At 67.0% G+C, this 22,361-nt stretch carries 20 protein-coding genes and 2 pseudogenes; 16 read left to right on the forward strand and 6 right to left on the reverse strand.

Features of this window, described 5'->3' with window-relative positions:
- The first annotated feature begins 491 nt into the window (after positions 1-491).
- The 9 genes and pseudogenes from WS61_RS10500 to WS61_RS33040 all read left to right on the forward strand — a co-directional run.
- Positions 492-1,511 carry a Gfo/Idh/MocA family protein gene (locus tag WS61_RS10500; protein WP_059500427.1) on the forward strand — a complete coding sequence of 340 codons (1,020 nt, stop codon included), beginning with the start codon at positions 492-494 and terminating at the stop codon, positions 1,509-1,511.
- Between the two features lie 82 nt (positions 1,512-1,593).
- Entirely contained in the window at positions 1,594-2,535 is a 942-nt protein-coding gene (locus WS61_RS10505) for a sugar phosphate isomerase/epimerase (RefSeq protein ID WP_059500428.1), read from the forward strand.
- Positions 2,536-2,714: 179 nt separating this feature from the next.
- The gene (locus tag WS61_RS10510; RefSeq protein WP_059500429.1) at positions 2,715-4,241 is read left to right on the forward strand and encodes a sugar ABC transporter ATP-binding protein; all 1,527 of its coding nucleotides are present in this window, start codon (positions 2,715-2,717) and stop codon (positions 4,239-4,241) included.
- Positions 4,238-5,260 (forward strand): ABC transporter permease, encoded by a 1,023-nt coding sequence (locus WS61_RS10515; RefSeq protein ID WP_218921204.1) that lies wholly within the window; start codon positions 4,238-4,240, stop codon positions 5,258-5,260. Before WS61_RS10510 ends, WS61_RS10515 begins: the two co-directional genes overlap by 4 nt.
- Positions 5,261-5,371: 111 nt before the next feature.
- Positions 5,372-6,292 carry a sugar ABC transporter substrate-binding protein gene (locus WS61_RS10520; RefSeq protein ID WP_059500430.1) on the forward strand — a complete coding sequence of 307 codons (921 nt, stop codon included), beginning with the start codon at positions 5,372-5,374 and terminating at the stop codon, positions 6,290-6,292.
- An 88-nt stretch (positions 6,293-6,380) separates the two neighbouring features.
- Positions 6,381-7,577 carry a porin gene (locus WS61_RS10525; protein WP_257127239.1) on the forward strand — a complete coding sequence of 399 codons (1,197 nt, stop codon included), beginning with the start codon at positions 6,381-6,383 and terminating at the stop codon, positions 7,575-7,577.
- Positions 7,578-7,711: 134 nt separating this feature from the next.
- Positions 7,712-8,176: a hypothetical protein gene (locus tag WS61_RS10530; protein ID WP_157692719.1), complete on the forward strand. Its 465-nt coding sequence runs from the start codon at positions 7,712-7,714 to the stop codon at positions 8,174-8,176.
- A gap of 4 nt (positions 8,177-8,180) precedes the next feature.
- A complete protein-coding gene (locus WS61_RS10535) occupies positions 8,181-9,086 on the forward strand; it encodes a MurR/RpiR family transcriptional regulator (RefSeq protein WP_157692720.1) in 906 nt (301 codons plus the stop codon).
- A gap of 93 nt (positions 9,087-9,179) precedes the next feature.
- Positions 9,180-9,803 (forward strand): annotated as a pseudogene (locus tag WS61_RS33040) (transposase); the annotation flags it as partial.
- Here WS61_RS33040 and WS61_RS10545 read toward each other — a convergent pair.
- Positions 9,803-10,024, reverse strand: a pseudogene (locus WS61_RS10545) (transposase); the annotation flags it as partial. The pseudogenes WS61_RS33040 and WS61_RS10545 sit on opposite strands and share 1 nt — an antisense overlap.
- A 147-nt stretch (positions 10,025-10,171) precedes the next feature.
- Positions 10,172-11,455: a lipase family protein gene (locus tag WS61_RS10550; protein WP_095211668.1), complete on the reverse strand. Its 1,284-nt coding sequence runs from the start codon at positions 11,453-11,455 to the stop codon at positions 10,172-10,174.
- 385 nt (positions 11,456-11,840) lie between these two features.
- On the opposite strand from WS61_RS10550, the gene WS61_RS10555 reads away from it, so the two are divergent.
- Both WS61_RS10555 and WS61_RS10560 read left to right on the forward strand, forming a co-directional pair.
- On the forward strand, positions 11,841-12,521 hold the full coding sequence (locus WS61_RS10555) for a class II aldolase/adducin family protein (RefSeq protein ID WP_006491011.1): 681 nt from the start codon (positions 11,841-11,843) through the stop codon (positions 12,519-12,521).
- 120 nt (positions 12,522-12,641) lie between these two features.
- Positions 12,642-13,766: a sigma-54-dependent Fis family transcriptional regulator gene (locus WS61_RS10560; RefSeq protein WP_059500435.1), complete on the forward strand. Its 1,125-nt coding sequence runs from the start codon at positions 12,642-12,644 to the stop codon at positions 13,764-13,766.
- Here WS61_RS10560 and WS61_RS10565 read toward each other — a convergent pair.
- Genes WS61_RS10565 through WS61_RS10580 form a run of 4 tightly spaced genes read right to left on the reverse strand, consistent with a single transcriptional unit; the run spans position 13,757 to position 17,600 of the window.
- Positions 13,757-14,545 carry an ABC transporter permease gene (locus tag WS61_RS10565; RefSeq protein WP_006495717.1) on the reverse strand — a complete coding sequence of 263 codons (789 nt, stop codon included), beginning with the start codon at positions 14,543-14,545 and terminating at the stop codon, positions 13,757-13,759. The two genes, WS61_RS10560 and WS61_RS10565, sit on opposite strands and share 10 nt — an antisense overlap.
- Positions 14,546-14,567: 22 nt before the next feature.
- On the reverse strand, positions 14,568-15,386 hold the full coding sequence (locus WS61_RS10570) for an ABC transporter permease (RefSeq protein ID WP_059500436.1): 819 nt from the start codon (positions 15,384-15,386) through the stop codon (positions 14,568-14,570).
- Positions 15,386-16,492, reverse strand: coding sequence for a PhnD/SsuA/transferrin family substrate-binding protein (locus WS61_RS10575; RefSeq protein WP_059500437.1), 1,107 nt, complete (start codon positions 16,490-16,492; stop codon positions 15,386-15,388). The genes WS61_RS10570 and WS61_RS10575 overlap by 1 nt, the downstream gene beginning before the upstream one ends.
- A gap of 31 nt (positions 16,493-16,523) precedes the next feature.
- Positions 16,524-17,600 carry an ABC transporter substrate-binding protein gene (locus WS61_RS10580; protein WP_059500438.1) on the reverse strand — a complete coding sequence of 359 codons (1,077 nt, stop codon included), beginning with the start codon at positions 17,598-17,600 and terminating at the stop codon, positions 16,524-16,526.
- Positions 17,601-18,040: 440 nt separating this feature from the next.
- Between WS61_RS10580 and WS61_RS10585 the strand changes: the two genes are divergently transcribed.
- From WS61_RS10585 to WS61_RS10605, 5 genes are read left to right on the forward strand one after another with little or no spacing between them, the layout of a single operon-like run.
- On the forward strand, positions 18,041-19,213 hold the full coding sequence (locus tag WS61_RS10585) for an LLM class flavin-dependent oxidoreductase (RefSeq protein ID WP_059500439.1): 1,173 nt from the start codon (positions 18,041-18,043) through the stop codon (positions 19,211-19,213).
- A 50-nt stretch (positions 19,214-19,263) separates the two neighbouring features.
- Positions 19,264-20,310 carry an ABC transporter substrate-binding protein gene (locus WS61_RS10590; RefSeq protein WP_006482991.1) on the forward strand — a complete coding sequence of 349 codons (1,047 nt, stop codon included), beginning with the start codon at positions 19,264-19,266 and terminating at the stop codon, positions 20,308-20,310.
- A gap of 33 nt (positions 20,311-20,343) precedes the next feature.
- The gene (locus WS61_RS10595; RefSeq protein WP_059500440.1) at positions 20,344-21,159 is read left to right on the forward strand and encodes an energy transducer TonB; all 816 of its coding nucleotides are present in this window, start codon (positions 20,344-20,346) and stop codon (positions 21,157-21,159) included.
- 41 nt (positions 21,160-21,200) lie between these two features.
- Positions 21,201-21,917, forward strand: a complete 717-nt coding sequence (locus WS61_RS10600) for a MotA/TolQ/ExbB proton channel family protein (protein WP_059500441.1) — start codon at positions 21,201-21,203, stop codon at positions 21,915-21,917.
- Entirely contained in the window at positions 21,917-22,327 is a 411-nt protein-coding gene (locus WS61_RS10605) for a biopolymer transporter ExbD (protein ID WP_059500442.1), read from the forward strand. Before WS61_RS10600 ends, WS61_RS10605 begins: the two co-directional genes overlap by 1 nt.
- Positions 22,328-22,361 lie beyond the last annotated feature (34 nt).

Raw genomic sequence — 22,361 nt, forward strand, 5'->3', positions numbered from 1 at the left:
TCGCCTGCAAGCGCAAATGCGTGGCGGGCAGGGACGTGTCTCCGGCATTGTTTTCGCGGCGCAGACAAGGGTGGACCGGCTCGGTTCGCTATGTGGACTGCGTCGCGTTCGTCAATAAATTACGAGGTCCGGCGCTTGCCCATCAACAGAAAGATTGACCATTTATGGTCATCTGTTGGGCGCAAATCCGGTCCCGAGTGTCATGACCATTTATGGTCACGATTGTTGTTGCGGCGGCATTGTGCGCCTCTAAACTTCGATACCGAACAATCGAATGAGGTCTCGAGGCTCACGGTCCGAAACGGCAGTGAGAGAACCAATCGAGTCACCGGAGACATGCAACCGACCCCGTCCGCTTGCCGCGCAAGCGCGCCGCAGGCCCTGCTCATCTCTCTCGTACTTACCCCGTTCGTTTGAATCTTTGCCGGTCGCGCAGGGAATGTACGTACTTCGACCGGCAGGCCAACTAAAAATACTTAGGAATTCGACATATGAGCAAGAAGCTTCGTATCGCGGTCGTCGGGGCCGGTCTGATGGGATCCGATCATGTCGAGCGCATCGCCCGCCGCATCGTCGGCGCCGAGGTCTCGGCCGTGGTCGATATCGATACGGCTCGTGCGCGGGCCGTCGCCGACAAGGCACCGGGCGCCGTGGCGGTCGCAGGGATCGAGCAGGTCCTGGCGGATCGCGTGGCCGATGCGGTCGTCATCGCCACCCCCGGCTTCCTGCACGAAGCCACGCTGCAGCAGGTGCTGTCGCAGGGGTTGCCGATCCTGTGTGAGAAGCCGCTGACGCCCGATGCGCAATCGTCGTGGCGCGTCGTCGAAGCCGAAGTGAAGCTCGGGCGCAAGCTGATCCAGGTCGGCTTCATGCGCCGATTCGACGCCGAATACCGGCAGTTGCGCGAGTTGATCGCCACGCGACGGCTCGGCGATACGCTGATGCTGCATTTCTCGCATCGCAACGCTGCGACGCCGGCAAGCTTCACGAGCCAGATGCTGGTGAACGATTCCGTGGTTCACGAGTTCGACGGCATCCGCTTCCTGACTGGCGAGGAAATCGCGTCGGTGCAGGTCCGGCTGGGCCGTCCGACGCGACATGCGCATCCGGGTCAGCACGATCCGCAGCAGGTCCTGATTGAAACGGCGAGCGGTGTGCTCGCCGATGTCGAGATCTTCGTCAACGCGCGCTTCGGCTATCAGGTGGCCACGCAGGCGGTGTTCGAGGACGGCATCGTGAACATCGGCAACGACGGCGGCCCGTACGTGCGCAGTGCCGGGCAGTGGGGCGGTTCGGTCACCCCGACCTTCGTCGAGCGATTCAGCGCGGCGTTCGATCTCGAAGTGCAGACGTGGGTCGACGCCGCCCGCAACGGCACGATCGACGGCCCGTCCGCTTGGGACGGCTATGCGACGGCGGCCTGCTGCGAGGCGGGCGTCGAGGCCCAGCGCAGCGGCGAGAAGGTCGCCGTGGTCTTGAACGAAAAGCCGGGGCTTTACCGCGACGCCTGACATCGAACGGGTTCGTCCCGCCGCGGCGCGCCGGCAAGTCCTGGCGTGCTTGACCTCATCAACAAGACAGTCGGATAACACCATGAAACTTTCGTTCTGCACTGACAGCCTCGGCCACCTGCCGTATGAAGCAATGCTCGACAAGCTGTGTGAAATGGACGTCTTCGGCGTGGAGATGACCTCAGGCGGATGGTCGTCCGCACCGCATCTCCGCACCGACGAACTGCTGGCCGACGCGGGCAAGCGCCGCGCGCTGCTCGCCGCGCTGGAAAGCCGCGGCATGGAAATTGCCGCGCTGAACGTGTCGGGCAATCCGCTTGATCCCGGCGCGCTCGGCGCCAAGCACAAGGCCGACATGGAGAAGGCGATCCGCCTTGCAGGCGAACTCGGCGTCCGCAAGATCGTCGCGATGAGCGGCCTGCCGCCGGCCAGCCCCGAGGATCGCGTGCCGAACTGGATCACCTATACGGTGAGCTGGCCGGCGACGCTCAAGGGGTGCCTCGACTATCAGTGGAACGACGTGGCGATCCCGTACTGGAAATCGCTGGTTGTCCAGGCGCGCGAATCGGGCGTTGAGAAGTTCGCGCTGGAAAACTTCAGCGCGATGCTAGTCTGGAATCCGGAAACGCTGTTCCGGCTGCGCGACGCGGTCGGTCCGATGGTCGGTCTCAACCTAGATCCGAGCCACCTGATGTGGATGGGCGCCGATCCGATCGCCGCGGCCCGCGCGCTCGGCGACGCGATCCATCACGTACACGGCAAGGACGCGCGCCTCGAACGCGGCATGGTGGACGTCAACGGCCTGCTCGAAACGAAGCGGGTCGAAGATGTCGGCCGGCGCGCGTGGAATTACGTGGCGGTCGGTTGCGGCAAGGATCTCCAGTGGTGGAAGGAATTCTTCTCGGTAGTGCGCATGACCGGCTACAACGACTGGGTTTCGCTCGAGATGGAAGACATGACGATGTCGGTCGATGCCGGTATCGCCACGTCGATCGATGCACTGAAGCAGACCATCAGCCGCTAGGCCGTCTCAGCCCGGCCCGGCAGGGCCGGTGCACGCGACCAGACCAAGAAACACAACGGAGACAGGCATGCCGGGCGCCACCGGCGCGCCGTGGCGGAATCGCCCATGCGCAGCGTCGCGCGGGCGTCTCGCCAGCATGCCATCGGGCCGGCCACAGCCGGCCCAGGAGGAGCAGCCACATGGCTAGCGAAGAACCGCAGTACGTGCTCGAGATGCAGGACGTGTCGAAGGCATTCCCTGGCGTGCTCGCGCTCGACCGAGTCAGCCTCAGGGTGCGTGCGGGCACCACGCACGTGCTGGTCGGCGAGAACGGCGCCGGCAAATCGACGCTGATGAAGATCCTGTCCGGTGAGCATCGCGTCGATTCGGGCGAGATCCGCTTTAAAGGCGCGCCGTATCGTCCCGCCGGCACGAAGGCGGCGCTTGATACCGGCGTCGCGATGATCCATCAGGAACTGAGCCCCGTCCTCGACATGTCGATTGCCGAGAACATCTTTCTCGGTCGTGAGCCGACCTATGCGGGGTTCGGGGCGCTGTCGCGCAGGATGATCGATTTCCGGCGCATGGAGCGCGATACGCAAGCGTTGCTCGACCGTCTAGGGCTCGATTACACACCGCGCCAGAAGATGCGCGAACTGAGCGTGGCAGGCATGCAGTTGATCGAAATCGCGAAGGCGATTTCACGTCAGGCATCAGTCGTCATCATGGACGAACCGACTTCGGCAATTAGCGACACCGAGGTCGGCATGCTGTTCGAGCAGATCCGAGACCTGAAGTCTCGCGGTGTCGCGATCATCTATATCAGCCACAAGATGGACGAGATCTTCCGGATCGCGGACGACATCACGATCATTCGCGACGGCCGCTACGTGGAGTCGGGCCCGGCCAGCGACTACGACGAGGGGCGCCTCATCGCGGCGATGGTCGGCCGGCCGATCTCGAGCATCTTTCCGAAGCTCGACGCGCCGATCGGGGAGACCGTGCTCGAGGTGCGCAACGCGACGCGCCATGGCGTGTTCTCCAACATCGGTTTCAGCGTGCGGCGCGGCGAGATCGTCGGGCTGGCCGGGCTGATTGGTGCCGGGCGGACGGAAGTGGTGCGCGCGATATTCGGGCTCGATGCGCTGGACGACGGCGAGATCGTGCTCGAGGGCGTGCCGTTGCGGATCAAAGGCACGGGCAGCGATGTCGCGATTCGCAGCGGTATAGCGATGGTATCCGAGGATCGCAAGGGCGAAGGGCTCGTACTGTGCCGCTCAGTGATGGAAAACATCTCGCTCGCGAACCTGAAGGGTTTCTCGCGGTGCGGTCTCGTCGATGTGCGCCGCGAGCGCGCCGAGGCGACGCGGATGCGTGAGATGCTGAAGATCAAGACCGCTGACCTGCAGACCGTTACCGGCAATCTCAGTGGCGGCAACCAGCAGAAGATCGCTATCGCGAAATGGCTGGTGCGTGACCTGAAGGTGCTGATCCTCGATGAACCGACGCGCGGCATCGACGTCGGCGCGAAATCCGAAATACACCGCCTGATGTCGCAGTTTGCGCAGCAGGGGCTGGCCATCGTCATGATCTCGTCCGAACTGCCGGAGATTCTCGGCATGAGCGACCGTGTGATTGTGATGCGCGAGGGCAGGGTGGCCGGCGAGCTGAGCCGAAGTGAAGCCTCGCAGGAACGAATCATGAAACTGGCAACTGGAGGTCAATGATGTTGAACAGCATGCAGGAGAATTCGATGCCGCCGCGCGCCGGCATGATGGCCCGGCTCAAGGGCGCGAGCCCGGCCGAGATCTACCGAAAGTACGGCACGATACTGATCTTCATCGGCATCGTGGCGCTCGCGTCGCTGGCCAGCGACGCATTTCTGACCGTCCCGAACCTGACCAACGTGTTGCGGCAGGTGGTGGTGGTCAGCCTGCTCGCATGCGGCGTGACCTTCATCATCATTCTCGGGCAGATCGATGTGTCACTTGGAGCGGTGGTGGCCCTGACCGGTACGATTGCGGCGAGCGTGATGTCGCTTACCGGCAGCATCGCACTGGCAATAGCGGTCGGGCTGGCGATGGGAGTAGTGGTCGGCTTCGTCAACGGCTTCATCGTTACGACCTTCGGCATTCCCTCATTCATTACCACACTCGCGATGACGACAGTGGCGCGCGGCGGCATCCTGCTCTATACCGGCGGTGCGCCCGTCAGCGACCTGGGCGACTTCGCCGTTATCGGCCAAGGCTCGGTCGGACCGGTGCCGATCTCTGTACTCATTTTAATCGCAGTGCTCGCGGTGTCGTGGGTGCTGCTGAATCGCACACGTTTCGGTCGCTACGTCTATGCAACCGGCGGCAACACGCGCGCCGCGGTGGCCTCCGGTATCAATACGCGACGCGTGACGACGATGGCCTTCGTCTATAGCGGCGTGCTGACCGCGATCGCTGGAATCGTGCTGATGTCGCGGATCAATTCTGGCCAACCGGCTGGCGGCGTCGGCTACGAGTTCGATGCGATCACGGCCGTGGTGGTGGGCGGGACCAGCCTGATGGGGGGTACCGGCACGATCATGGGCTCGATGGTCGGAGCGCTGATTATCGGCGTAATCAATAACCTCCTCAACCTTTTGAACGTCAGCTCCTACTGGCAGCAGATTGCCAAGGGGCTGATTATCGCGGTCGCCGTGATTCTGGACGTGAAGACCAAGAACGGCCGCGGCAAGCGAGTGCGGCGTCCGACCTGAGATCGGAACCGAACGAGCCGGGTCTCCGGCAAGCAGTGAAGCAGCAAGTGAAGCATTTGCAGCAAAGTCGATGTTCAACCTGCAGCAGGTCAGACAACAACGGAGGAGCATATGAAGGTTTGGAAACAAATAGCGGTGGCGGTTTTCGGGCTGGCGGTGCTGGCGACATCGGCCAGCGCAGCCGACAAGAAATTCGTGATCGGTTACACGAATCTTGCCGACACCGATGTGTTCACGATGAGCCGGAAGACGGCCTTTGCGGATGCGGTCAAGGCGGACCCGGGCCTGAGCGTGGTCTACACCGATGCGAACGGCGACGTGAGCCGCCAGCTCGACCAGATCGACAACTTCATCGCGCAGAAGGTCAACGTGATCATGATCGTGCCGGTTGACTATCGCGGCATTGTTCCCGGGGTCGAGCGTGCCAACAAGGCCGGCATCCCGGTGATCGCGCTGGGCATCCAGTCCGCCGGCGGAAAGTACACGTTCGTCGGTTCGAAAAACTACGACGCTGGACGGCTGCAGGGCGAGTACTTTGATTCGATCCTGCCGAAGAACGCGCAGATCCTCTACCTGCAGGGTACGCCGGGCCTTTACCACTCCAAGGAACGCCTGGCTGGCTTCGTGCAGACGTTGGCCAAGCGTCCCGACGTCAAGATCCTGTCGAACCTGCCGGCCGACTACGATCGCGCACAGGGCATGAAGGTCACCGAGGACTGGGTGCAGCGGTATCCGAAATTCGATGCGATCGTCGCCGCCAACGACCAGATGGCGCTTGGCGCGCTGGAAGCGCTGAAGACGGCCGGGCGGCTCAAGGGTGTGGCGATCTCCGGTGTTGACGGCACCGCAGACGCGATGCGGGCGATCAAGGCAGGCGAGATGTCTCAGACCATCTTCCAGAACGCGAAGGGCCAGGCACAGGCCGCATACCAGGTTGTCGAAACGCTCAAGAGCGGCAAGCCGGCCCCCGCCGAAGTGATCGTGCCGTTCGAATCCGTAACCCGTAACAACGTGGGAAATTACCTCAAGTAGGCAGGTCGGCCTGCGTATAGCCAATATGCGTCGGCGTATTAATAAAGACGAGAACATCAATAAATTAGGTATACGAAGGAGATTGTCGATGGAGACGAAAATGCTCAGATTCATGACCGGCACGGCGCTGTGTGGCGTCACGGCGTTCGCGCATGCGCAGAGCAGTGTCACGTTGTACGGGATCGTGGATAACGGCCTGCAATATGAAACAGGCCTGCCTGGTGGCAACCGGCTGTCGGCCGAGTCTGGCGGCTGGGGCGAGTCGCGCTTCGGCATGCTCGGCAACGAGGACTTGGGTGGTGGCCTGCAGGCCACGTTCCGGCTGGAGGCGCGCCTGAACACACTGAACGGCTCCGTGGCGAACGGTTCGTTTTTCGAGGGGCAGGCGACCGTCGGGTTGCGACACGACGCGTACGGCGCGATCCGCCTCGGCAATTTCGGTGCGAGCGAGTTACTGCAGGATACCGGGACACTCGACCCGCAGCAGACCAAGAAATATTCATTCGGCACGCTGGTCCGCGGCCGCATGTTCCCGCAGGCGTCGAACGGCATCGAATATACGTCGCCCGATTTCGGCGGCTTCACGGTGAAAGGCCAGTACAACCTCACCAATTCGACCAAATGGAATGCCGGTTCGCCCGGCACGGCGCCGAGCCAGCTGGGCACGGCCACCGGCCTGGGCAGTTCGCAGGGCCGCGCGGATGGCCTGAAATTGCAGTACAAGGCGTCCAACCTCGAAGCGCAGCTGATCTACGACGAGATCCGCGATGGTAACGGCAAGTTCAGCAACGTCTATCTGGCATCGCGCTCGATCTTCGCCGGCGCGTCGTACGGAATCGGGCCAGTGACACTGTATACCGGCTACGTTCACCTGAGTGCACCGGACGCATCGAATGCCGGGTATTACGGAACGGGCACGCCGTCGGCACAGCCCGCCGGCGTTTCCCTGCCGACCGCGGTCGACCAGGAATGGTTCGGCGCGCAATGGGCCGTGACGCCGGCAACCGCCATCATGGGCGCCGTCTATCACGCCAATGCCAATCACGGCAACGGCAATGGGACGCTGTACACGCTGTCCGGCATCTACTCGCTGTCGAAGCGGACGCGGCTTTATACCGAACTCGGGTATCTGCGAAACAGTTCGACGTCGAACCTTGGGCTGAACGGCGGGACCTATGGGGCCAATAACGTGAACGATCCGGTCAACGGCAGCGCATCGAACCTCAATCCGAGTTATGGGCGCAGCCAGTTCGGCGTGTTCGCGGGGATTGCCACGCAGTTCTGACGCACCGTCCGATGCGCGAAACCTCTTGCGTGCGCCGTGCGCGTCGGCCGAAATGGCACGCGGGGCGACGCGCGCAAGAGATCCGGGCGATATTCTGCCGCCGCATGCCGGCGACCTTCCTGACGAGGGGCACCATGAAACCGCTTAAAGTCGGTGTACTAGGCGTGGGCGACATCAGCGACGTCTATCTGCGCAATCTGGCGAAGTACCCGATTGTTGAGCTTGCCGCAGTGGCCGGGCGCTATCTGCTGCTGCGCACGCGTGACGACTATCGATGGGGCGATCTTCCGCGCGGTGATGCCGCACTACGTCCATGGAGAAGAGCCCCGATCGAGCGACCGTTCACGGAGACTAGCCATCGCCAAAACAGCCGCGGCATCGGGCTCATCGACATGGCCGTTTCGATTGTCGAGGGGCGTAAACCGCGTGCCAGCGTCGACATGGAGCTGCATGTTCTCGAGATCATGCACGGCATACCCGAATCGGCGGCCAACAACGTGATCTACCCGCTCGAGACCAGTGTGGCGCGGCCGCAGCCGATGCCGCTGCAGTTCCACGATAGCTTGAGCCTTGAACTGCCCGAGCCGGCTCGCGGCTGACACGATGAGTCTCGATCACATATCCGGGGCCGGATCGGCGAGTATTCCGGACGAACCTTGCCGCAACGGCGCCGACCAACTATTGTTGCGCATTCGCGCCGAGTACGACACGCTGAGCCCGCGACTGAAGTCGATTGCGCACTTCGTCGATACCCACGCCGATCAGGTCGGCATCCTCGATATTCGCAGCATCGCCGACCAGTGTGGCGTGCACCCGTCGGCGGTCGTGCGCTTTGCCCAGCACTTCGGCTTGTCCGGCTATGCGGATCTGCGGCGGCGGCTACGTCAGCAGATCGCGCCACCGCTCCCGCTGCTGCGTGACACAAAGCCCGCGCACGCCGCCGCCGCGGCCGCTGGGTTGGACGGTCTGACTGAGTCGGTGTTGGCGTCCAGCCTGGCCGCGGTTGCGCGTTTGAGCGAACTGCTGGCATCCGACGACTGGAGGCGCGCGCTGGCCATGCTGCGCGACGCCACCACGATCTGGGTGATGGGAGTGCGTCAGGCGTTTCCGGTTGCAGTTCATCTGACGCAGACCTTGCGCCAGACAGGCAAGACAGTTTGCCTATTCGCGACGCTCGGCGGGACGGATATCTGCCAGGTCGGCTCCGTTAGGCCGGGCGACGTTTTCGTGGCTGTCGAATTGCCGACTTACGGCGACGAGACGGCCCGTGTCGCCAGACTCGCGAAGCGCAACGGCGTGCAACTCATCCTGCTTACCGACAGCTGCGTGTCACCGCTGGCGCGCGATGCCGATGCCTTGCTGCGGGTCGAGGACGGTGCTGTATTCGGAGTTCATTCGATTGCCGCTGCTTCGACGGTGGCGCAGCTTCTGTTCGCCTTGCTGTGCTACGGCGAGCGACGTGGCGGCCGCACCAGCCTTTGTCCGACCGGACAAGACGAAGTTCGATAGTCTGAAGGTCTGACGATTCGAGCGCTCATGCCCCGCTGGACCTATCCGTGATTTCGTGCGCGAGGCATATCATGAGGTGTAAAAGTCATGGATATGCCGATGAAGAAGAAAAGGCAAACTGTAGCGCGTCAGGCATCAGCCCACTGGCCGCTGCCAGAGCTGCCCAAGGAGCCGCTGGACCAATTGGTTAAGGGGCCGATGACGCCGGCCGCGGTGCAGGACCTGATGCTGGCGTTCAACAACGCAGTCATCGAACACGCGATGGGCGCCGAGATGAATCTGCATCTAGGCTACCCGCCGGGCCAGCCCAAGCCGCCCGGTCAGGCGAACGAGCGCAACGGCGCCAGCGGCAAGACGGTCATCACCGATCGCCGCTCGGTCCGAGTCGAGGTGCCCCGTGATCGCGACGGCAGCTTCGAGCCGATCCTGATCCCCAAGCACGAGCGTCGTTTCACCGGCTACGACGAACGCATCATCGCGATGTACGCACGCGGCATGAGCGTGCGCGAGATCCAAGGGTTTCTGGCCGAGCACTACGGCACGGAAGTCTCGCCCGACTTCATCAGCTCGGTCACCGACGAGGTGATGGCCGAGGCGCTGAGCTGGCAGAACCGTCCGCTTGAGCCGATGTCTCCCGTGGTGTTCTTCGACGCACTGCGAGTCAAGATCCGCGACGACGGCGTGGTCAGCAACAAGGCCGTCTATCAGGCCTTGGGCAACGACTTCAGGTCAACCGACGGCTCGCTCGACGGCGCACCGGCTGCGCCGAACACATCCGACGCGCGCTCCTGTAACTGCCGCTTCCATTCCGTGATCTGGTTCGGGTGCACATCGAACTGCTGCGCCAGCTCGGCCAGCGTGCGCTCGCCCTTGACTCCTGCCAGGGCAATCTTAGCTTTGAACGCCGCTGAGTGTGTGCGTCGGGTTCGTTTCGTCATTTCCGCGGTTCCTTTGCCGGCATTATCGCTGGCTCAGGCCCCGGCAGCTCCACTTAGCCCGCCTGTCCGAATTTCCGCGGCCACCTCTTGCAGCGAACCGAATTGCCGGATTAGCATGCCTGGCGCGCGCCGCGCACACCGCGCCGGCTATTGTGGTGCGGGTTGCTGTGGCGACGGCGTGCAGACCGGTTGGATTTCTTCTCCCGCGAGAACCCGTTTCACGAATGGAATCGAATCGGCGAGCGACGCGTTCACGGTGCCGTTGTGCTCGCGGCCCGCATACAGGTGCGCCTCGACCGTCGTGCCCGCCGCGCACGCGTCCCTGGCGAGCGCGAGTTCGAGCGGCGCCAGCCCGTCGTCCGCGCCCGCACCGATGAAGACGGGCGTCGCGATCTTCAATGTCGGGTATTTCAGGTAGTCGTCCCACCACGCCTTCAGCCGCGCATCGCCGCCCGGCTTCACGGTTTTCGCGTGCGTGAGATGCGCGAGCGCCGCATCGTCCTCGAGCGATGCGAGGCAACCGATGCGCGCCTGGTCGAGAATCGGCAGCGCGGTGTCGGTCAGTACCTCGTCGGCCCGCAGCGACGGATCGATCTGCTGCGCGGACAGCACCGAGTAGAACTGGTACGCGAGCGTCGGATCGACGCGGTCGGGATCGCGCCGGTACGCCGTTTCGAACTTCGGCAGCGCCGCGAGCGTGGCGTGCGACGCGTTGTAGATCGTGCCGGTCGCGACGGTCGCGCGGATCGCCAGTTCGGGCGCATAGGCCGGCGCGTAGCCGGCTGCCGCGATCACGGCCGAGCCGCCTTGCGACTGGCCGACCAGCACGACCTCGTTCGCGAGGCCAGGCATGCCGCCGAGCACCGCGCGCACGCTGTCGAGCAGCGTGTAGCTGTTCGAACGGTTGTTGAGCTGCGGATTCGGGCCGGGCGTGCCGAGCCCCTGATAGTCGGTGGCGACCACCGCGAACCCTTGCTGAAGCCAGGCGTTCAGGTAGCGCACGTCGCGATACGAGCGGCCGAACCACGACGGCGCGCAGATGTCGGCCATCCCGAACGTGCCGTGCGCCCACGCGACGATCGGCCAGCCGCCGGCCGGCGGCGTGCCGCGCGGCACGAACAGCGCGCCCGACACAGCGATCGGCGCATGGCCGCCGACGCCTTCGGTCGACGCGTACAGGATGCGCAATTGTCGCGCAGCGCTCGCGAGCCCGACCGTCGCGGGCAGCGGCTCGGTGCGCAGCAGCACACCGGGCCTGGCCGGAATGTCGCGGTCCCACGTGTAGAACGCGGATACGCGGCCGTCGCCCTGCAACGGGTCGGGGGCCGGGACGCGGCCGGGCGAAGCCGCGAGCGAAACGACGGAAGAAGCGGCGAGCGTCGATACGAGCAGCGTGCGCGCGGCGACGCCGCGCAGGGAAAGAAGCGTCATGGTCGGATGGAGGTCGATGAGATCGGATGCGCCGGGCAATGCGGGCGCGGGACGACTGTGATGCAAGTTTCGAACCAGAAAGGTCGTTGCGTACGCAACGCGCGGCACGGCGGACGATCGGTCGATGCCGCGCGTATCGCACGCATGCACCGGGCTGCGTGTCGCGCAGCAATCCCGGCCGGCACGGTGTTGCTTCCGCAACAAAACGCGCATGCGCGGGCTGCACGGCGCAACCCTGGCATCGCGTGCCTGCGCCACGCCGGCCGGCCCTCGATACGCAAATCGCAGCGCTGGCACGATTGCTGCTGATCCGTTGACCGTGCGTCGCGGCGTGGCGACGCGAGCCCTTCCGTTCAACCGTTCAACCGATCAAGGAAACGCCCTCATGTCCGTCACCCAAGCCATCGACAGCGGCGAACTCGTGGCCTTCGTCGAGCGCGCCACGCGCGAATTCGCGCAAGCCGCGCGCGTGCTGAAGGAAACGCGCACGCTCAGCGCCACCAACACGTTCCAGGCATTCCAGCGCGTGCCGGGCACGGAGCTCGTCGTCGCGCTGTCCGCGCCCAGCCCGTGGGCCGCGTCGCAGGAGATCCAGCCGGTCGTCGTGACGCTCGACGGCGACGTGCTGCACGGCGACGCACGCGCCGGCGGCAACGGCCCGCGCTACGCAGGCGTATTTCGCGAGGCGCCGGAAGTCGACGTGGTGATTCACGTACACGGCCCGTATCTCGGCGCGTGGGCGAGCGCGCATCGTCCGCTGCCGATCCGTTATGCGCCGGCCGCGCGCTACACGCGGGCGCGTGAAATTCCCGTCTATGTCGATCGCCGCCCCGGCGAGCCGCGCTTCATCGTCGACACGATCCGGCGCGATCCCGACGTGCCGGCGATCATCGAGGCGAACGGCGGCGCGACGTTCTGGGGCAAGTCGATCCTCGACGTGTCGAAGTACATCCTGATCCTCGAGGAAGCCGCGTATTTCCAGGCGCTCGCGGAACCGCTCGGCGGCTCGCTCGAATTCGGGCCGGGCGCGCTCGAACAGCAATGGAAGATGACCGGCCTCGCATGACGCCGCGCGGCGGCCGGCGCAATCCGGCCGCCGTCATACCGATAGCTCGATGAATTGGTTCGTGGCCGGCGTGCGCCTTGCTATCGTCGAACCTTCCCCGTTCAACACGCCGGTCGTGCCATGGCCATCTTCAGCTTGCCGGACCCGACTTCGCACGCGATCACGATCCGTGCGAAGGCACTGACGTTCGACGATCCCAAATCGCGGGTGCTGCTCGAACGCATCCAGCTGGTCGCGCCGAGCGACGCGACGGTGCTCGTCACCGGCGAGAGCGGCACCGGCAAGGAGCTGATCGCGCGCCTCGTGCATTCGCTGAGCGAGCGTCACGACGGGCCGTTCGTCGCGGTGAATTGCGGCGCGTTTTCGGAAACGCTGATCGAAAGCGAACTGTTCGGCCACGAGCGCGGCGCGTTCACCGGCGCAATCAACAGCCAGCCCGGCTGGTTCGAATCCGCGAATCGCGGCACGCTGTTTCTCGACGAAGTGGGCGATCTGCCGCTGTCCGCGCAGGTCAAGCTGCTGCGCGTGCTGCAGGAGCGCGAGGTGACGCCGGTCGGGTCGCGCAAGACCGTGAAGATCGACGTGCGGCTCGTCGCGGCGACCAACGTGAATCTCGAAGCCGCGGTGCGCGCGGGCAATTTCCGCGAGGATCTGTACTACCGGCTCAACGTCGTGAAGCTGAGCCTGCTGCCGCTGCGCGAGCGGCCCGGCGACATCGCGCCGCTGATCGAACACTTCATCGATACCTATGCGAAGCGGCTGCGCGTCGCCGCGCCGACGCTGACCGACGCCGCGCGCAGCAGGCTGCATGCGCACGCGTGGCCCGGCAACATCCGCGAACTGGAGAACGTGATTCATCACGCGGTGCTGATCTGTGCAGGCGGCGCGATCGACGTCGGCGACCTGCAGTTCTCCGCGCTGTCGCTCGCCCCCGACCCGGCAGACGCACCGGCCCCGGCCGCCGCGCCGCCGCGTCGCGCGCGCGACGTGGCCGAGGCGACCGACGCGCTGCGCCGTGCGGTGATCGAGTTGCTGGATCTCGGCACGCCGGCGTTGTGGCAGCACATCGAGGACACCGTGTACCGCAGCGTGTTCGATTACAGCGAGCACAACCAGTTGCGGATGTCGCGCCTGCTCGACCAGTCGCGCAACATCGTGCGTGCCCGGCTCGCGCAACTCGGCATCCTGAAGCCGCGCGACGCAGGCGACGGCGACGCCGACGCGCGGCTGCGCCGTCAGGCGTGATCGCGCCAGCGCAGCGCGCGCCGCGCGATCCGCTCGCATGACGCGCTCATGCCGACGGCCAGCGCCGTCACGCCCAGCACGCACACCAGCAGCACGTCGGCACGCGCGCCGGCCTGCGCGTTCTGCATCAGACTACCGACGCCGGCGCCCGTGTTGAACAGCAACTCGCTGCTGGTCGCGGTGATCCACGCGAACGGCACGGCCTGCAGCACGCCCGCGAACAGGTCGGGCAACGCGCCGGGGATCAGCACGTCGCGCCACAGGCCGATGCGGGTCAGGCGATACGACTGCGCGAGCTCCACATAGCGCGGATCGACGCGGCGCAGCCCGTCGAAGCTGGCGGTGGTCATCGGATAGAACGCGGCGAGCGCGATGATGAACACCTTCGCGAATTCGCCGGTGCCGGCCCACAGGCTCAGCAGCGGAATCAGGCCGAGCAGCGGCACGTAGCGCAGCGCCTGGAACGCCGGCTCGCCGAGCTTGCGCGCGAGCGACGAACGCGCCATCGCCGCGCCGAATACGAGCCCGAATGCGACGCCGAACCCGAGCCCGAGCGTCGTGCGGCGCAGGCTCGCGCCGAGATCGGTCGCAAGTTCGCCGCTGCGCGCGAGTTCGAGCAGCGCGGCGCCGACCTGCTGCAGCGGCACGAACGCATATTGATGGGCCGCGTCGCCGGACGACGCGGCTTGCCACGCGGCCAGCAGCAGCGCCGGCACGACGAGGCCGCGCGCGCGGCGGCGCAGCGGGGCGAACGGGAAAGTACGGGTCACGAAGGTCATTCCGAAGCGATTCCGGTCGGGGTCAGCGCGCGGGCGTTTGCCAGCGCAACGCGTAGCGCTGCACGAGTGCGATCGAACGGTCGAGCGCGAAGCCGATCAGCCCGATGACCGCAACGTCGACGAGCACCACGTCGAGCCGCAGCATCTGCCGGGCGAGTTCCATCATCTGGCCGATGCCGCTGTCCGCACTGAGCAGCTCGACCGCGACGAGCGCGAGCCACGCACGCGCGAGCGCGATCCGTACGCCGGTCAGCAGCGGCGGCAGCGCGGCCGGCAGCAGCACGTCGCGCAGCAGCGCGAAGCGGCCGAGCCCGTAGTGGCGCGCCATCTCGACGAGATCGCGCGGCGCATCGTGCACGCCCGTGTATGCGGCCAGCGCGACCGGGAAGAACACGGCCTTGCCGACCACGACGAGCTTCAACGGCTCGTCGACGCCGATCAGCAGGATCAGCAGCGGAATCAGCGTGAGCGTCGGGAGTTGCCGCAGCAGGTCGAAGGTCGGCCGCAGGTAGTCGGAGAACAGCCGGCTGCGCGCGAGCAGGACGCCGAACGCGGCGCCGCCGGTCGCGCCGATCGCGAAACCGAGCGCAAGACGATGCAGCGTGATCGACAGGTTGTCCCGCAGTTCGCCGGTATCGAGCAGCGTGCGCAGCGTCGCCGCGAGGCGGCCGGGCGGCACGACGAGCTGCGGCGGGAACCAGCGCTGCGCGCTCGCGAGCCACCACAGCGCGGCGAATGCGACGGGCGTGATCCACCACAGCGCGTAGTCGCGGAGCCGCGCGACGCTCGGCAGGCGAACCGCCGCGCGCAGGCCGTTCGGCGCGAGGGCGCGCGTCGCCATCAGCGGCTCGCGACGCGCGGCGCGTCGGCGCGCCAGTAGCCGTCGAGGCCGAGCTGCTTGAGCGCGGTCGACACGAAGGTCGGCGCGAGCAGCGCGTTCACGTCGACCGGCGCGGACGTCAGTCCGGCCTGGCGGCTGTACGCGACGACGTCGCGGTAATGGCCGGTCAGCGCCGGCGTGAAGAGCGGCGTCCATTGCTCCTTCCACGGCGTCGCTTCGTCCGCGTACTCGCGGCGCACGACGCTTTCCGGCTGGCCGGACGCGCTCAGGATCTTCACGTACGCGTCGCGGTTCTGCGGTTGCGAGATCCAGTGCGCGGCGCGCACGTAGGCCGTCGCGACGAGCTGCGTGATGTCGGGGTAGCGCCGCACGAAATCGTCGGACGCCCACAGTTCCGCCCGCATCTTCCAGTCGTCGGGCGCGCGCTTGGTCGACCAGATGATCTTGCCCACGTTCTTGTCGACGAGCGAATACGCGTCGGACAGCGTGAAGAAGCCGTCGACGCGGCCGGCCGCGACCGCAGCCGCGCCGGCCTGCGGATCGAGGTTGTAGATCCTGAAGTCGGACAGCTTCAGCCCGTTCTCGGCGAGCAGCTTGCTGAACGGCACTTCCCACGGCCGGCCGCGATTGAGCGCGATGCGCTTGCCCTTGAGGTCGACGATCGACTTCGCGGTCGAGCCGGCCGGCACGACCAGATACGTATTGCTGCCGACGCCGCCCGGCACGATCAGGCGCGTGTGCGTGCCCGACGCGTTGACGACGACGGACGGCAGGTCGCCGTAGCCGGCGAAATCGATGCTGCCGTTCGTGAATGCCTCGTTGACGAGCGTGCCGACCGCGGCGGTCGACACCGGCACCCATTGCAGCGTCACGTGCCGCGCGGCGAGCGCTTTTTCGAGCGACTTGTCGGCGTCGATCAATGCGGAGGCGCCCGCGTATTGCGTCTTGCCGCCGCTCGAATACGCGACGACGGCAATCCGCACGACCTTGGGTGCGTCTTCCGCGTGCGCGGCCGGGGCGGTGAGCGACGCGGCGGCCAACGGCAGCGCGGCGAGCAGCGCGCGCAGCGGGCGGCGCAGCGAGGCAAGGCAGAGCGTGTGTTTCATGATGGTCCCGAACAGTGAACGGTAAAGGGGCTCACGCACGTTTTTGCAGCGAGGGCTGCAGCACGTCGGCGAGCGGGCGCGGATCGATCCAGTCGGCGACGTCGAAGTCGGCTTCCAGAAAGCCGTGGTCGAGCAGGAAGGTCTTGAACTCGTCGAGCGCGGCGACCGATTCGTCGTCGAGGTTGACGCCGAGGTGCCGGTGCAACTGGTTGCCGTATGCGGCGCGCACCCAGTCGATCGACGACGCGGTTTCGCCGGCCACGTAGTGCGCGGTTTCGTCGGGATGCGTGCCGGCCCATTCGCCGGCGGCGACCACGAGTTTCAGGAAGCCGGCGACGATGTCGGGATGGTTCGCTAGCACGTCCGCGTTGACGGTCAGCGGTCGCGGCGTGCCGTTGTTGTTGCGGATCGAGCGCTCCGGATGAAAGCCGATGTCGATCACGACGTGCGCGCCGATCAGTTGCGCGATTTCGAGGCCCGTCGAACCCTTCACGTAGATCGCGTCGACTTCGCCGCGCAGCAGCGCGCCGGCTTCGGCCGCATACAGCGCGCGGCTCGAGAAGCCGTGCGGCGACGCGAACAGGTTCGCCGCCCGCGCCGGCCCGACGGCTTGCAGCGTGCGGGCGCGCACGTCGACGCGTTCGACGTCGCCGAGCGTCAGCCCGTCGAGGCTCAGTGCGTTGACGAAGCCGCGCAGCGCCGATGCGCGAAAGATGTCGATGCGATCGTCGGGGCGGCTCGGAATCGCGATCCGGCGCCCGCGCAACGCCTTCACGGACCGGATACCCGACTCGGGGCGCGCGAGAATCAACTGCGACTCGTCGACCCACGACAGCCCGATCACGCGCGTATGCGCGTCGTTCGAGCGCGCCCACATCGCCGGGATGCTGCCGCCCTGGCGAAACGATTGCGCGAGCGTGTGATCGCTGATCGACGACACGTCGTGCCGCGTGGCGCCGCGCGGTGAACGGATCGCGACGCCGTCGGCCGACGTCTCGCCGTTGAGCCAGCCGAGATGCACGGCGATGCCGAGCGGCGTCGGCACCGGCGATCGGGCGTACCAGAACGTCTGCTGCTTGACCGATGACGAATCGGGCCTGTCTGTCATGTGTGAGATTCCCCTGTCTGGGTAAGCGTGGTCGAGGCGCGGTGTCGCCCGCGCGGGCCGTTCCACGTTGCAAGTTCCGGGCCAGTGAACGGAAGCGGCCGTATGGCCGGCGGCGCGGGCCTGGCGGGCGACGCGCGGCACGGTGGCCGGCGAGCGGGCTGTTGCGTGAGCAACAGTCGCGTCGGGCGCTGTTGCGCGCGCAGCACCGGTGCGGCGGATGCAGCAGCGGCGCGAGTGCGTGTCGCGACGGGTTCGGCGGCAATCGGCGCACGTGATTCGACCGCCGCCTACGCCCGGCCCGCAAGGCGCGGCGCGCGTTCATCGGCGCCGCCGCGCGCGGCGCGGCGAGCCCGCTGGCACACCGCGTGCTTTACAGCGCTGCATACGCGCGGCACGCCGGTGCCGCACGCAATCCGAACGGGCCGACAAGGAGAATCCCGATGGCTGTTGAATTTCTGTGGCGCCTGCCGATGCACGGCGACGGCCGGCGCGCACACGATCTGCATACGCGCGGCGAATGGAATCGCCAGCGCGCGTCGCGCGTCGCGCCGAAAGTCGACGACGACGCGTTCGGCTACATCGACTATCTGTCGCAGGTCGCGCGTGCGGCCGACATCGCCGGTTTCCACGGCGCGCTGATTCCGATCTTCCGTTTCACCGAGGAGCCGTGGGTCGTGGCGGCCGCGCTGGCGCGCGAGACGCGCCGGCTGCGCCTGCTGATCGCGCTGCAACCGCATTTCGTGCATCCGGTCTATGCGGCGCAAATGGCCGCGAGCCTGCAGCGAATCAGCCGCGGCCGCGTCGAGTGGAACATCGTCACCGGTGGCGGCGGCCCTGACCAGCGCGCGTACGGCGATTTCATCGATCACGACAGCCGCTATGCGCGTACCGACGAATTCCTCGATGTCGTGAAGGGCGTCGCGGCCGGCGCGCCGTTCACGTTCGACGGCCGCTTCTATCGCGTCGAGGCGGGCGGGCTGCTGCCGCCGCTGAGCGGCCAGAAGCCGCCGCGGATCTATCTGGCCGGCGCGAGCGACGCGGCGCTCGCGGTCGCCGCGAAGCACGGCGACGTGCACCTGAGCTGGGGCGAGCCGCTCGCGAAACAGAAGGAAGTGATCGATGCGGCCCGTCGCGCGCTCGACCGGCAGAACGCCGAGCGCGACCTGCGCTTCGGCATGCGCATCGACATCCTGGCGCGCGAGACCGAGGAGCAGGCGTGGGCCGAGCTGCGGCAGATGTTCGCGACGGTGGGCGACACGACGCGCAACGGATTCGGCGGGCGCGGCGAAGCGTCGGAGTCGGTCGGCGCGAAACGCCAGTTCGCCTTGCACCAGGGCAACACGCAACACTTCGACGACCTGATCGTCGGCCCGAACCTGTGGGCCGGGATGTCGCAGATTCGCGGCGGCCCCGGCTGCGTGATCGTCGGCAGCCACGAGCAGGTGGCCGAACGGCTCGCGGAATACGTCGAGATCGGCGTATCGACGTTCATCCTCGCGAGCAACCCGCATCTCGAAGAGGCGTACCGCGTGGGCGAGGAAGTGTTGCCGCTCGTCGACGGCGCGCTGAACGCGCGCGGCACGCAGGCGGCGCTGCGCGTGGCCGGTGCCTGAGCGCGGCGACCCGCCGCGACGCACCCATGACAACGACAAGGATACTCACCATGACGACACTCGCTGCGCAGGCCACGGCTTGCGACGCACTCTGGTACACGCGCTGCCCGGTGCCGACCGCGCTCGGCATCGCCGTACATCGCGGCTGGTTCGACGAGGAGTTCGGGCCGGACGGCATCGCGCTGCATTCGCTGCAGGAGACGGCCGACGCCGACAAGCGCGAATCGCACTTCGATCACAGCCTGCCGCACTCGTTCCGGCAGGGCGGCAACATTCCCGCGCTGTGGGCGCGGGCACGCGGCGCCGATACACGCGTGATCGGCCTGTCGTGGACCAACGAATTCCAGGCGATCGTCACGCTGCCCGAGCGCGGCATTCGCACCGCGCGCGACCTGCGCGGGCGGCGGCTCGGCTTGCCGCGCCATCCGATCAGCATCGACTTCTGGCGCGCGGCCGCGCTGAAGGGTTTCCTGAGCGCGCTCGAACTGGAAGGGCTCGGCCACGGCGACGCCGAATGGGTCGATCTGCCCGATACACACGAGCGCCGCACCGGGCCTGCATCGTTCACGCGCGGGCCGCACGAATACGGACTCGAAATCGCGGCGCTCGTGCGCGGTGACGTCGACGCGGTGTTCGTGAAGGGCGTGGCCGGGCTGGAAACCGTGCATCTGATCGACGCGCAGGTCGTCATCGATCTCGGCGCGCATCCCGATCCGCTGGTGCGGATCGGCAACGGCACGCCCCGCACGCTGACCGTCGATCGCGCGCTGATCGACGCGCGCCCCGATCTCGTGAGCCGCTTCCTGTCGGTCGTGGTCGGCGCGGGCGACTGGGCCGCGCGCCATCCGGCGGAGACGGTCGCCTATATCGGCCGCGAAACGCGCGCATCCGACGAGTGGGTGCGCTACGCGTATGGCGCGGACGTGCACCGCCATCTCGAGACCGGGCTCGCGCCGACGTCGATCGACGGGCTGGTCGCGTTCAAGGATTTTCTCGTCGAGTGGGGCTTTCTCGAACACGATTTCGACGCGCGCGCGTGGATCGATCCGGCGCCGTTCACGCAGATCGACCGGCACCGCCATGCGTGGGTCGCGTAGCGCGCCGCGGCGCGTCATTGCAAGGAGTCGAACATGACAGGGCTGACGATCGAATACGGCGTGCCGCCCGCACGCCGGCATGCGGCGCGGGTCGCGCCGCGCACGGTGAGCGTGACGGCGGCGACCCGGGCGCGACCGCCGTCGGTCGTACCGTCCGCGCAGGCGGACACGCGAGCGGCGCAGGCGAACGGATGGCGCGGCGCGGCCGCGATCGCGCTGGCTGTCGCAGCACTGCATGCGGGCGTTGCGCTGCTGGCCGCGCGCGTGCCTGCCGCACCGCCCGCGCAGCCGCCCCGGCCGTTGCCGATGACGGTCGAATTGACGCGGCCGCCCGAACCGCTGCCGCAGGCCGCGCATCCGCCGCCGCCGGTCGTGCCGCCGAAACCGCCGAAGCAGGCGCCGACCCCGCCGAAGCCGCGCGCGGCCGTCGCGCATCCGGCGCCGGCTGCCACGCCGCAGGCGACGCGCGAAGCCGCACCCGCGCCGGCAACGCCGGCAATCCCGGCCGTCGCCGCGCCCGCCGCCCCGGTTCAGGCACCTGCGCCCGCACCCGCCGCGCCGGTGCGCGAAACCGCGCCGATCGGCGACGCGGCGTACCTGCGCAACCCGGCGCCCGACTATCCGGCGTTCGCGCAGGACCAGGGCTGGGAAGGGCGCGTCGTGCTGCGCGTGCACGTGCTCGCGAACGGCAGGCCGGATTCGGTCGAGGTCCGCACGAGCAGCGGCCGCCGCATGCTCGACAGCGCGGCGGTGGCCGCCGTGAAGCGCTGGACCTTCGTGCCCGCGAAGCGCGGCGACGAAGCGGTCGACGGCTGGGTCAACGTGCCGATCGATTTCAAGCTGGGCTGACCCGCCGGGCCGCCCGCCACATTTTTCAAGGAACTCACATCATGAACGGTATTCCGACCACCTTCATCGTCCAGGGCGCGCTCTGGCTGCTCGTCGTCTTCTCCGTCGTCACATGGACGCTGATCGTCGTGAAGGCGATCCAGAGCCTGCGTTCGAGCGCGCGCAACCGGCGCTACGTCAGCGCATTCTGGGCCGCGAACAGCTTCCACGACGCGGCCGCGCTCGACGGCGCGAACAGCCCGGTGGGCCAGCTCGCCGCGACGGGCTTCGACGCGCTGCGGCGCGCCGACGAGAGCAGCGCGCACGATCTCGAACACAGCTGGAGCCGTCACGACCTGCTCGAACGCCATCTGCGCCAGCAGATCCACGACGCGCGCCGGCGCGAGGAAGCGGGGCTCGCGGTGCTCGCGTCGATCGGCAGCACCGCGCCGTTCGTCGGGCTGTTCGGTACGGTGTTCGGCATCATCCATGCGCTGACCGCGATCACGCACAGTGCGTCGGCGAGCATCGACGTCGTGGCCGGTCCGATCGGCGAAGCGCTCGTCGCGACCGGGATCGGCATCGCGGTCGCGGTGCCGGCCGTGCTCGCGTACAACTTCTTCGTGCGCCGCGTGAAGGCTGCGTCGGCCGATCTCGACGCGTTCGCGACCGACTTCGTCACGCTCGCGCAGAAGGCCGGCTTCCGCGTGCCGGCCGCCGCGCCCGCGGCCGCCCCGGCGCGCCGTTCCGACGACACCCGCCAGGAGGCGTTCGCATAATGGCCTTCTCGTCCTCCTCCGACAACGACGACGTGCTCAGCGAAATCAACATCACGCCGCTCGTCGACGTGATGCTCGTGCTGCTGGTCGCGTTCATCGTCACCGCGCCGCTGCTGAACAACGCGGTGCACGTGAATCTGCCGAACACCGTCGCCACCGCGCCGGCCGACCGCAAGCCGAACGTCACCGTGAGCGTCGACGGCAAGGGCGTCGTGTATCTCGACAAGCGCGCGGTCGCGCTCGACACGGTGCCGGCCGATCTGGCCGCGCTGAAGGCCGGCCGGCCCGACGTCGCGCTCGACCTGCAGGCCGACGAGCATGTGCCGTACGGCACCGTCGCGAAGCTGATGGCGGCGATCGAGCACGCGGGCATCACGCGACTGTCGGTGCTCACCGCGCCGCGCGGCTGATGCGCCCTTCACGACCCCTTTCTGCGAACGCATT

The organism is Burkholderia sp. ABCPW 11, from assembly GCF_001523445.1.
Classification (GTDB): Bacteria; Pseudomonadota; Gammaproteobacteria; order Burkholderiales; family Burkholderiaceae; genus Burkholderia.

What these genes read in the sequence shown, in the direction of transcription:
- WS61_RS10565 (WP_006495717.1), bottom strand. Translation starts at nt 14,545, where the DNA reads ATGACCTTCGTGACCCGTACTTTCCCGTTCGCCCCGCTGCGCCGCCGC.
- WS61_RS10535 (WP_157692720.1), top strand. Translation starts at nt 8,181, where the DNA reads ATGAGTCTCGATCACATATCCGGGGCCGGATCGGCGAGTATTCCGGAC.
- WS61_RS10505 (WP_059500428.1), top strand. Translation starts at nt 1,594, where the DNA reads ATGAAACTTTCGTTCTGCACTGACAGCCTCGGCCACCTGCCGTATGAA.
- WS61_RS10600 (WP_059500441.1), top strand. Translation starts at nt 21,201, where the DNA reads ATGAACGGTATTCCGACCACCTTCATCGTCCAGGGCGCGCTCTGGCTG.
- WS61_RS10580 (WP_059500438.1), bottom strand. Translation starts at nt 17,600, where the DNA reads ATGACAGACAGGCCCGATTCGTCATCGGTCAAGCAGCAGACGTTCTGG.
- WS61_RS10525 (WP_257127239.1), top strand. Translation starts at nt 6,381, where the DNA reads ATGGAGACGAAAATGCTCAGATTCATGACCGGCACGGCGCTGTGTGGC.
- WS61_RS10570 (WP_059500436.1), bottom strand. Translation starts at nt 15,386, where the DNA reads ATGGCGACGCGCGCCCTCGCGCCGAACGGCCTGCGCGCGGCGGTTCGC.
- WS61_RS10500 (WP_059500427.1), top strand. Translation starts at nt 492, where the DNA reads ATGAGCAAGAAGCTTCGTATCGCGGTCGTCGGGGCCGGTCTGATGGGA.
- WS61_RS10605 (WP_059500442.1), top strand. Translation starts at nt 21,917, where the DNA reads ATGGCCTTCTCGTCCTCCTCCGACAACGACGACGTGCTCAGCGAAATC.
- WS61_RS10560 (WP_059500435.1), top strand. Translation starts at nt 12,642, where the DNA reads ATGGCCATCTTCAGCTTGCCGGACCCGACTTCGCACGCGATCACGATC.
- WS61_RS10575 (WP_059500437.1), bottom strand. Translation starts at nt 16,492, where the DNA reads ATGAAACACACGCTCTGCCTTGCCTCGCTGCGCCGCCCGCTGCGCGCG.
- WS61_RS10510 (WP_059500429.1), top strand. Translation starts at nt 2,715, where the DNA reads ATGGCTAGCGAAGAACCGCAGTACGTGCTCGAGATGCAGGACGTGTCG.
- WS61_RS10555 (WP_006491011.1), top strand. Translation starts at nt 11,841, where the DNA reads ATGTCCGTCACCCAAGCCATCGACAGCGGCGAACTCGTGGCCTTCGTC.
- WS61_RS10550 (WP_095211668.1), bottom strand. Translation starts at nt 11,455, where the DNA reads ATGACGCTTCTTTCCCTGCGCGGCGTCGCCGCGCGCACGCTGCTCGTA.
- WS61_RS10595 (WP_059500440.1), top strand. Translation starts at nt 20,344, where the DNA reads ATGACAGGGCTGACGATCGAATACGGCGTGCCGCCCGCACGCCGGCAT.
- WS61_RS10515 (WP_218921204.1), top strand. Translation starts at nt 4,238, where the DNA reads ATGATGTTGAACAGCATGCAGGAGAATTCGATGCCGCCGCGCGCCGGC.
- WS61_RS10585 (WP_059500439.1), top strand. Translation starts at nt 18,041, where the DNA reads ATGGCTGTTGAATTTCTGTGGCGCCTGCCGATGCACGGCGACGGCCGG.
- WS61_RS10530 (WP_157692719.1), top strand. Translation starts at nt 7,712, where the DNA reads ATGAAACCGCTTAAAGTCGGTGTACTAGGCGTGGGCGACATCAGCGAC.
- WS61_RS10590 (WP_006482991.1), top strand. Translation starts at nt 19,264, where the DNA reads ATGACGACACTCGCTGCGCAGGCCACGGCTTGCGACGCACTCTGGTAC.
- WS61_RS10520 (WP_059500430.1), top strand. Translation starts at nt 5,372, where the DNA reads ATGAAGGTTTGGAAACAAATAGCGGTGGCGGTTTTCGGGCTGGCGGTG.